At 62.3% G+C, this 8,940-nt stretch carries 7 protein-coding genes; 1 reads left to right on the forward strand and 6 read right to left on the reverse strand.

Annotated elements, in window-relative coordinates; all coding sequences use genetic code 11:
• Both VGL22_RS19520 and glgA read right to left on the reverse strand, forming a co-directional pair.
• A partial coding sequence (locus tag VGL22_RS19520; protein WP_465268633.1) for an alpha-1,4-glucan--maltose-1-phosphate maltosyltransferase occupies window positions 1-1,891 on the reverse strand: 1,891 nt, incomplete at its 3' end.
• A gap of 24 nt (window positions 1,892-1,915) precedes the next feature.
• Window positions 1,916-3,160, reverse strand: a complete 1,245-nt coding sequence (gene glgA, locus VGL22_RS19525) for a glycogen synthase (protein ID WP_465268634.1) — start codon at window positions 3,158-3,160, stop codon at window positions 1,916-1,918.
• 423 nt (window positions 3,161-3,583) lie between these two features.
• On the opposite strand from glgA, the gene VGL22_RS19530 reads away from it, so the two are divergent.
• Entirely contained in the window at window positions 3,584-4,066 is a 483-nt protein-coding gene (locus VGL22_RS19530) for a hypothetical protein (protein WP_465268635.1), read from the forward strand.
• An 84-nt stretch (window positions 4,067-4,150) separates the two neighbouring features.
• Here VGL22_RS19530 and VGL22_RS19535 read toward each other — a convergent pair whose 3' ends face one another.
• The 4 genes from VGL22_RS19535 to uvrC all read right to left on the reverse strand — a co-directional run bounded on the left by VGL22_RS19535 (window position 4,151) and on the right by uvrC (window position 8,777).
• Window positions 4,151-5,569: an APC family permease gene (locus VGL22_RS19535; protein ID WP_465268636.1), complete on the reverse strand. Its 1,419-nt coding sequence runs from the start codon at window positions 5,567-5,569 to the stop codon at window positions 4,151-4,153.
• A gap of 83 nt (window positions 5,570-5,652) precedes the next feature.
• Entirely contained in the window at window positions 5,653-6,090 is a 438-nt protein-coding gene (locus VGL22_RS19540; protein ID WP_465268637.1) for a hypothetical protein, read from the reverse strand.
• Between the two features lie 123 nt (window positions 6,091-6,213).
• On the reverse strand, window positions 6,214-6,576 hold the full coding sequence (locus VGL22_RS19545; protein WP_465268638.1) for a YcxB family protein: 363 nt from the start codon (window positions 6,574-6,576) through the stop codon (window positions 6,214-6,216).
• A gap of 224 nt (window positions 6,577-6,800) precedes the next feature.
• Window positions 6,801-8,777 carry an excinuclease ABC subunit UvrC gene (gene uvrC, locus VGL22_RS19550; protein WP_465268639.1) on the reverse strand — a complete coding sequence of 659 codons (1,977 nt, stop codon included), beginning with the start codon at window positions 8,775-8,777 and terminating at the stop codon, window positions 6,801-6,803.
• Between the last annotated feature and the right edge of the window lie 163 nt (window positions 8,778-8,940).

Here is an 8,940-nt window from a genome sequence, read left to right on the forward strand (position 1 = left end):
GGCCGCGCCACATGTAGCGTTCGCCGCTGAGCAGGTCTTCGGCTTCGTAGGCGCGGTCGGCGGGGATGCCGAGCTCTTCGAGCGGCAGGTTGATGAACCCGGCCTGCGTGAAGTGCGGGTCGAGGTTGACGATGGTGAGGATCAGGTCGGAGCGGTCGTCGGACTCCTTGCTGTAGCAGATGATCTGCGGATTCTCGCTGAGGTGGAAATGCAGCGAGATGTCGTTCTGGAGGGCGGGGTGGGTGTTGCGGATCTTGTTGACCTGGGTGATGAGCGGGCGCAGGGTGCCGGGCGCGTCGAGGTCGCGATAGCGAATCTGGTATTTCTCTGAGTCGAGATACTCCTCGCTGCCGTGCTTGAAGGGCTTGTTCTCCTGCAGCTCGAAGGCGGGGCCGTAGATGCCGTAGTTGGCGCCGAGGGTGGCGGCGAGCAGGAGGCGGATGACGAAGGAGGGGCGGCCGCCTATCTGCAGGAATTCGGTGAGGATGTCAGGCGTGTTGGGCCACTGGTTGGGGCGGAAGAAGTCGGTGACCGGCGGCTTGGTGATTTCGTTAAGGTAGGCCGCGATCTCGTCTTTGCCGTTGCGCCAGGGGAAGTAAGTGTAGGACTGCGAGAAGCCGATCTTGGCGAGGCGGTACATGATCTTGGGGCGCGTGAAGGCCTCGGACAGGAAGAGGACTTCAGGGTGTTCGCGCTTGAGCTCGCCGATGCACCACTCCCAGAAGGGGAAGGCCTTGGTGTGAGGGTTGTCGACGCGGAAGATGGTAACGCCGTAGCCGAGCCAGAAGTCGAAGACGGATTTGAGCTCGGGCCACATGCCTTGCCAGTCTTCGCTTTCGAAGTCGAAGGGGTAGATGTCCTGGTATTTCTTGGGCGGATTTTCGGCGTACTGGATGGTGCCGTCAGGGCGCTCCTTGAACCAGTTTTTGTGCTCGGCGACGTAGGGGTGGTCGGGCGCGACCTGGAAGGCGATGTCGAGGGCGACGTCGAGGCTGAGGGTCTTGGCGGTTTCAACGAAGCGGCGGAAATCGTCAAGCGTGCCGAGTTGGGGAAGGATGGACTTGTGGCCGCCTTCTTCGGAGCCGATGGCCCAGGGGCTGCCCTCGTCGCCGGGCTGGCCGTTGGGGTTGTTGTTGGGGCCTTTGCGGAACTGGCGGCCGATGGGGTGAATGGGCGGAAGGTAGACGACGTTGAAGCCCATGTCGGCTACGCGCGGCAGGAGCTTTTCGGCATCGGCGAAGGTGCCGTGCGCGCCTGATTTGGCGGCGGTGGAGCGAGGGAAGAACTCGTACCAGGAGCTGAAGCGGGCGCGGACGGGATCGACCTGGAGGATGAGCTCGGAGGAATCGGTAGCGAAGCGCTTGTCGGGATAGCGCAGGACGAGTTCGTGAAGCATGGGATCGGTGGCGTGGTTGCGCAGCTTTTTGGGATCGGATTTGGAGCGGAGGCCTACGGCGCGCGCTTCGAGCCAGGGTCCGTCACCGCCGGTGGCGCGTTTAGCGGCGGCTTCGACCAGATCGGCGCCGATGAGGTAATCGACGGGGGCGTCGGCGTCAGCCTTGATGCGCTTGAGGAGGTCGCGGTGCCAGGTCTCGAAGTGATCGACCCAAGCCTGGACCTTGTAGCCGTAGCGGCCGATGTCGGTTACGCCGAAGCTGGCGAACCAACGGTCGTTGACCATCGGCTCCATGGGGACTTCAAGCCAGTCGTCAGAGCCTTCGCGGTGGACGAGCACGGAGGAGGCGATGGCGTCGTGGCCGTCGGTGAAGACGTCGGCTTCCACGCGGACGAGATCGCCGGCAGTGCGTTTGGCGGGGAATCGACCGCAGTCAACATGTGGAGAGATGGCTTCGATGATGACGCGGCGGCGGCCTTCGGTGGGGAGGGGCATGGGCGAGTTCTCAGTTCTCAGTTCTCAGTGGTCAGTGGCGACCGATGCCGGTGAGGGGTTCGATGCTGCTTGGCGCGGGTCGATTAGAGAGCGGTAAAGGGTGATGGTTTGCTGAGCGATGGCGGACCAGCTGAAGACGTCTTCGACGCGCCGGCGGCCGGCATCGCCGAAGCGCTGGCACTTTTCGGGATCGTTGAGGAGGATGCTGATGCGGCCGGCCAGGTCGCGGGCGAAGGTATCGGGGTCGACGGGGAAGCCGGTGACGCGGTCGCCTTCGAAGGGAACCAGGTAGCCGGTTTCGGCTTCGACCACGACTTCCTTGATGCCTCCTGTGGAGCTGGCAACGACGGGCGCGCGGCAGGCCATCGCTTCGAGGTTGATGATGCCGAAGGGCTCGTAGACCGAGGGGCAGCAGAAGACGCGGCAGTTGGAGTAGAGCTGGATGACCTCAGGTTTGGTGACCATCTTCTCGATCCAGACGATGCGCGGATGTTTCTGGCGGGCGTGCTCGACTTTGGCGCGCAGCTCGGCGGCGATTTCGGGAGTGTCTGGCGCGCCGGCGCAGAGGACGACCTGGGTGTCTTCGGGTAGATAGCTGATGGCGTCGACGAGGTGGGTGACGCCTTTCTGGCGGGTGATGCGGCCGACGAAGAGCACGTAAGGGACGGCGGGGTCCACGCCGTACTGGACCAGGGCCGAGGTGTCGGCGGTCTTCTGATATTCCTTGAGGTCAATGCCGTTGTAGATGACGTGAATGCGATTTTCGTCCACGTCAGGGTAGGCGCTCAAGATGTCGTGCTTGGTGCCCTGGGAGACGGCGACGATGGCGTCGGCGTCGTGGATGGCGGTGGACTCCATCCAGGAGCTCATGGCATAGCCGGAGCCAAGCTGCTCGGCTTTCCAGGCGCGCAGAGGCTCAAGCGAGTGAGTGGTGAGGACGAAGGGTATGCCGTATAGCTTTTTGGCGAGATAGCCGGCCATCGACACATACCAGGTGTGGGTGTGGACAACGTCGATGTTCCGGAGGTCTTTGATCTGGGTGAGGTTGAGGCTGAGGGCTTCGAGAGCGCCCTTGAACTTGCCTTCTGTGCCGTTGGAGATGTCGGGCCAGGGCTCGGCGCCGCGGACGTGGAGATTGCCTTCGTCGGCGTGCTGGGGACCCCAGCAGTGCACTTCGACCTCGATATGTTTTGCCAGTTCGCGGCTGAGGTATTCGACGTGGACTCCGGCGCCGCCATAGACCTGAGGGGGAAATTCGCGTGTAAACAAGCCAACTTGCAAAGTGTGTCCTCGACTTGGATTCAGTTTGGTTTCAGGTTCAACAGTGCTTCGATGCGGCTCATGGCGCGTGGGCAGGGTTCCGGTTCGGATTGTGTTTCAGGCACCGCCGCTACCACTTCAGGGTGACGCGGTTGCTGCACGGCGAGGGCTGAATGCCGGCCCAGGCGACTGCTGCGGTTGAGTTTACTCCTCGGGGTGAGGGGGGACGCAAACCCAGGTGCAGGGTGAGTGCAGAGCAGGAATGGCTTGACACGGGCAAAAAGATGGGATGAAATTTTGACATCCCCAGGCTCTGAACGCGAGCCAGCCGCTCTCGATCGGCACGGCGCACCTGGAAGCACCAGGGCGCATCAAGCTGCCGGTTACGAAGCGTCTGCGTGTTCGCGGTCCATTGGGTCGGGGTGTGTGACGATGCAGGCGATCATTCAATCTCGCAGGATTAACTTCAAGCTGCTCTCCATTGGAGCGGTGTGGCTTGGCGCGGCGCTGCTGGAGTATGCGGTGATGCGGCAGCCGGGCAATGCGTGGTTTCTGCCGGTGGACTGGCAGACGCGGTTCGCTTCCATTCCCATCCAGCAGATTTCGACCGAGTTCCCCATTTTTGCGCAGACGATTGCGGCATCGATACTGGGCGTGTGGCTGCTGCGCTGCAAGCGTAATGGAGCATTTTTGGTGTGCGGCGTATGCGTTGGGGCGGAGCTGGTGTATGAGGTGGGTCAGCGCTCGGATTTCTCGGCGTGGCTGCTTCCGATCCTTCCCCGGGTGTGGCCGCTGGATCACGTGGCTGAGTGCCTGGGCAAGGGAACCTTCAGCTTCAATCATGTGATGGCGATTGTGCTGGGCGGGATGATTGCGTACCTGGTGGTGGTGAATACGATCCCGGCGAAGCGGTAGCGAGATCAGAGACCGGTGAAGCAGCCGGTTAGCGCAGCGTGGTTGCGCCCTTTCGTGGCGGTTGGGCCGCCGCTTCCATGACAGTCAGGAGATGTGGCTCTGTTCCGTTGGGACGGAGGCGCCGTATTGTCTGCGGACGAACCAGAATACCGGCAGGCCGGCGAGGATGAGGGCGGTGCCGATGAGGGAGCCTTCCAGATTGCTGCCATAGCTGGAGATGAGCACGGCCGCGGCGGAGATGACGAAGATGGCGGGAAGTACCGGGTAGCCCCAGAGGCGATAGGGGCGGGGCATGTCAGGGCGTTGGCGGCGGTAGTAGAAGACGGTGGTGGCGGTGAGCATGTAGAAGAGCCACTCGGCGAAGACCGCGAGCTCGAAGTGCTGCTGGAACTGGGAGAGGAAGAGCAGCAGGATGGTCGAGAGCAATCCCTGAACGATGAGGGATGTGGACGGCGACTGGAAGCGCGGGTGGATGTGCGCGAACTGGCGGAAGAAGAGGCGGTCGCGCGCGGCGGCGAAGGGAATGCGGGCGCCGGACATGACGGTTCCGTTGAGCGTGACGAAGATGCTGAGCGCCATGGCGGCGGCGACGAATCCGGCGCCGCGGGGGCCGGCGACGATGGAGAGCGCGGAGACAGCGGGACGGTCGCTGGCCGCAATTTGTGCCGCCGGCAGGATGTATTGGATGGCTGCGTTGGTGGCCATGAAGAGCGCGCCCACGATGAACAGGCCGCCGATGAGGGCGAAGGGCAAGGAACGCTCGGGACGGCGGACTTCGCCCGCGACCATGGTGAGGTCGTTCCAGCCGTCATAGGCCCAGAGGGTGGCGATGAGCGCGGCCATGAATCCATTGAGACCGCTAAGCGCGGGATGCACCGACGTATTGAAGTTGGACCAGGAGCCGGAGACGGACGCGAAGCAGAGCGCCGCCACAATGAGGATGAGAATGGCTTTGAGGACAGTGAAGACGAGCTGGAAGTCGCCGGCTTTCTTGATGCCGAGGTAGTTGAGGCCGGTCATGAACCAGGTGACGGCGATGGCGAAGATCTGCGACCAGTAGAGCGGCAGGCCGGGCACGGAGGCCGTGAGCCAGTGGAAAGAAGGAAAGACGCCAAGGGTGCGGGCAAGGCCGCTGGTGACGGCGGCGATGGAAGCGGGCTTGGCGACGGCGAACCAGGTCCACATGTAGAGGAAGGCCGTGGTGTCGCCGTAAGCGCCGCGCAGGTAGACGTATTCGCCGCCGGCGTAAGGCATCATGGCGCCGAGTTCGGCGTAGGTCATGGCGCCGAAGAGAGAGAGCAGCCCGCCAACGACCCAGGCGAGGTAGACAAGGGCGGAAGAGCCCACGTCCTGCATCATTTCGCGGGGAACGAGGAAGATGCCGCTTCCAATAATGGTGCCGACCACGATGGCGGTGGCCTGGCTGGCGCCCAGCACGCGGGGCAGATCGTTGGCTACAGCAGGTGAGGTGGTTGTGGTGGGAACGGGGAACGTTTCGCTCATGCAGTGATTGGAGGATAGCAGGAGCGCGGCGGGGGCCAAGGCACGGCCGAAGCCGTGCCCTTCAAAGCAACGTCGGATACGGGCTAGTGTTTGTGCGCCTTCTGCGGCTTGGTTTTTTCAGCGCCGGTGGGCGCGCCTGTGTCCTGGCCCTTTCCGGTTGTCTGGGAAGAATCGCCGGAGGGCTGGGCCGTGCTGGTGAGGCCGATGTCCTCTACGCGGATCTGGTTATCGATGGTGTAGCCGGGGGCGGCCTGTTGGGCGACCTGCTGAGCGCTGTCTTTGCGGTCAGGGCTACCCACCACGCCGGTGAGCTTGATGATGCCCTTGCCCTGGTCCTGGTCGACCATGACGGAGGCCAGGTCGTGCGACGTGAGCGCATCGAAAACAGCCTGCTTGTTATCAGGATGCGTGTTGGTGCGGCAGGCCGCGGTGAATCCGCAGGCGAGCACGGTGGCCGCGACACCGAAAAGGAGGTCGCGCAGAAGGTGGTGTCGCTTCAAGAGGAGTTGGAAATGCTTCATGGTTTTGGACATCCGACTCTTGTTCCGATGCGATCAAGGCGGTGGCCGGTTGTTTTGGGGGACTTTCCAGCTATGCGGCGTGTGGCTTGAGCGGCTCGTGGAAGTGGCGTGAGATGGACTCTGCTACTTCGATGCCGGTGTCACCTGGCGCTGAAATAAAGCGCGCAGTTCATTGATTTCTTCGGGCGTACAGGCGCGTTTGGGGATCGGGAAGAATTTTGCCGGCGCGAGATAGAGCAAGAACATGTTCTTGTTTTCGGCAAAGGACTGGATCGCTGACCACTCGATCTCTCCCCGCGAATTGGTGGTTCTTGTTCGAATGAGGTCATCGCTGAAGTCCAGGTTCCATTCGCCGTCGTTGGATCGAGTGCGGCGATAGCAGTATCGCCAGTGCAATCGCACCGGAATAGGAAATGAGAGAAGAAATAGACTGCCGATGAACTCAATGGCGGAGCCGGTGTAGAAACCAGACTGGCGCATGGCCATGCCAGCCGCAAGGAGAATGGCTCCGCATGCCGGGATCAGAAAATCGAAGGCGGCTCGCGAATTCTGCCGATGGAGTCTCTGCGCGTGGAGATAGTCGCTGAGTTCGAAGCGAAACTGAACCTGTGGCATGAATTGATCTTAAGTGTGCACCGAGGGTTCACAAGACAACCACAGATTCCTCGACTTCGCTGCGCTCCGCTCGGAATGACAACGCATGGGCAGCGTTAGCGTGCCGGCTGCGGTTTGTGAAAGTGGCTCCAGATGGATTCGGCGGTTTTCTTTGGCACGACGGCGGCCAAGGATTCGGCGGTGGCTTGCTGTACGTCGCGGAGGCTTCCGAAGTGCGCGATGAGGCGCTGACGGGTGAGAGCGCCGACGCCGGGGATACTCAAAAGCTCTGAGTCGCGGTCGCGCATGGCGCGGCGCTGGCGGTGGTAGCCGATGGCGAAGCGGTGGCTCTCGTCGCGGATCATCTGGACAAGATGCAGGACGGGCGAGCGGCGGTCGAGAACGACCGGTTCGGATTCATTGCCGTAGACGTAGATGACTTCTTCTTTTTTGGCGACGGAGGCGAGGGGCTGGGTGGTGATGCCCAGTTCTTCGAGTGCGTCGGCGGCGGCGTGAAGCTGGCCGAGGCCGCCGTCGATGAGGATCAGCGAAGGCATGGTGGAGGGCTCTTTATCCTGGCTGCCTTCCTTTCCGTTTCCGAGGATGCGTTTGTAGCGGCGGTGGACGACTTCGCGCATGGAGGCGAAGTCGTCGACGCCGAGGACGGTCATGACTTTGAATTTGCGGTAAGCGGCTTTGTTCATCTTGCCGTCTTCCCAGACGACCAGCGAGGCGACGGTTTCGGCGCCCTGGATGTGGGAGATGTCGAAGCACTCGATGCGGCGGGGGAGTTCAGGGAGCATGAGGGCGTCGGCGAGCGCTTCCTGAATGGCCTTGCGCGAGGGCTCGAGGACGCGGAAGCGCTGGGTGTAAGACTGCTTGGCGTTCTGGGCGGCGAGGTCGACGAGGGAGCGTTTTTCTCCGCGCTGCGGCACGGCGAGCTCAATGCGGCGGCGAACGCGTTCGCCGAGCAGAGTAGCGAGGGCTTCGCGATCGGGGAAGTCGACCGGGATGAGAATGGTGCGGGGGACGTAGGGCTGGTCGATGTAGAGCTGTTTAAGGAGGGCGGAAAAGATGGCGCCGGGGTTGAAGTCGGGATCGGCCGGCAGAGGTTCGTTGTTTCCCACCCTTCTGGACGATGAAGCCGTCGTTGAGGACGGGGCACCTAATGTCTCTGGCTCGTCTTCAGTGCCGGTGGCGCGTTCGAGAGCGAGGGACTCCATCAGTTCGGGGAGGTCCTCCCAGAAGAACTCGCGGCGGTCGACGATTTTGCCGTTGCGCATGTGAAAGAGATTCACCGCCAGGGAGCCGCCTTCAAAGTGATAGCCGAAGACGTCGGCATCGTCGTCCTGTTCGGCGGTGGCGATGCGCTGCTTCTCCTGGAGCTGATGGACGGTGGTGAGCTGGTCGCGCAGGCGCGCTGCGGCTTCGAACTGTTGTTTCTCGGCGGCGGCCATCATGCGCTGGGTCAGGGCGCGCTCGAGCTCGGCCTGCTTGCCGTCGAGAAAGAGCTGCGCATCGCGGACGGCCTGCTTGTAGGCCTCGGGCGTGGTGAGGCCCTCAACGCAGGGGCCGAGGCAGCGGTGGATGTAGTACTCCAGGCAGGCGCGGGGGTGGGTTCGGTTGAGGTCGACTTTGCAACTGGGGATGAGGAAGCTGCGGTGGATCAGCTCGGCGACGCGGTAGGCCAGATTGCCGGGGAAGTAGGGGCCGTAGTAGGCGGAGCCGTCTTTGCGCAGGCGACGGGTGACGAAGACTTTAGGGTATCGGTCGCCAAGGGTGAGCTTGACGTAGGGGTAGGTCTTGTCGTCGCGCAGCAGGATGTTGAAGCGCGGCTTGCGCTGCTTGATCAGGTTGTTCTCGAGCGCCAGGGCCTCGTGCTCGTTGGCGACGGTGATGTACTCCACGTCGACGGCCTCGCGCATCAGCGTGCCGGTCTTTGCATTGGCCTGCGAGGCCTGGAGGAAGTAGGAGCGCACCCGCGCACGCAGGTTCTTGGCCTTGCCTACGTAGATGACCTCGCCTTCCGCGTTCTTGTACAGGTAACAACCAGGGGAGGTGGGCAGGGTGCGGATTTTTTGCTGGAGATCCATTTCGGTTCCGGGCCGCGCCAGAGGAAATGGCGGCGGAAGAAGACTTTACTTTTCAAGTCTATCCGCCTTTTTTACAAAAGGTTGCCCGAGTAGATTTGACGCGAATCCACAACAAAAGTTCCAGATGCAAGGGTCGTCATTCCGCCGGCCAAGATGCAAAATA

Source organism: Occallatibacter sp. (assembly GCF_036502485.1).
GTDB lineage: Bacteria > Acidobacteriota > Terriglobia > Terriglobales > Acidobacteriaceae > Telmatobacter.

What these genes read in the sequence shown, in the direction of transcription:
- uvrC (WP_465268639.1), bottom strand. Translation starts at nt 8,777, where the DNA reads ATGGATCTCCAGCAAAAAATCCGCACCCTGCCCACCTCCCCTGGTTGT.
- VGL22_RS19530 (WP_465268635.1), top strand. Translation starts at nt 3,584, where the DNA reads ATGCAGGCGATCATTCAATCTCGCAGGATTAACTTCAAGCTGCTCTCC.
- VGL22_RS19535 (WP_465268636.1), bottom strand. Translation starts at nt 5,569, where the DNA reads ATGAGCGAAACGTTCCCCGTTCCCACCACAACCACCTCACCTGCTGTA.
- VGL22_RS19540 (WP_465268637.1), bottom strand. Translation starts at nt 6,090, where the DNA reads ATGAAGCATTTCCAACTCCTCTTGAAGCGACACCACCTTCTGCGCGAC.
- VGL22_RS19545 (WP_465268638.1), bottom strand. Translation starts at nt 6,576, where the DNA reads ATGGCCATGCGCCAGTCTGGTTTCTACACCGGCTCCGCCATTGAGTTC.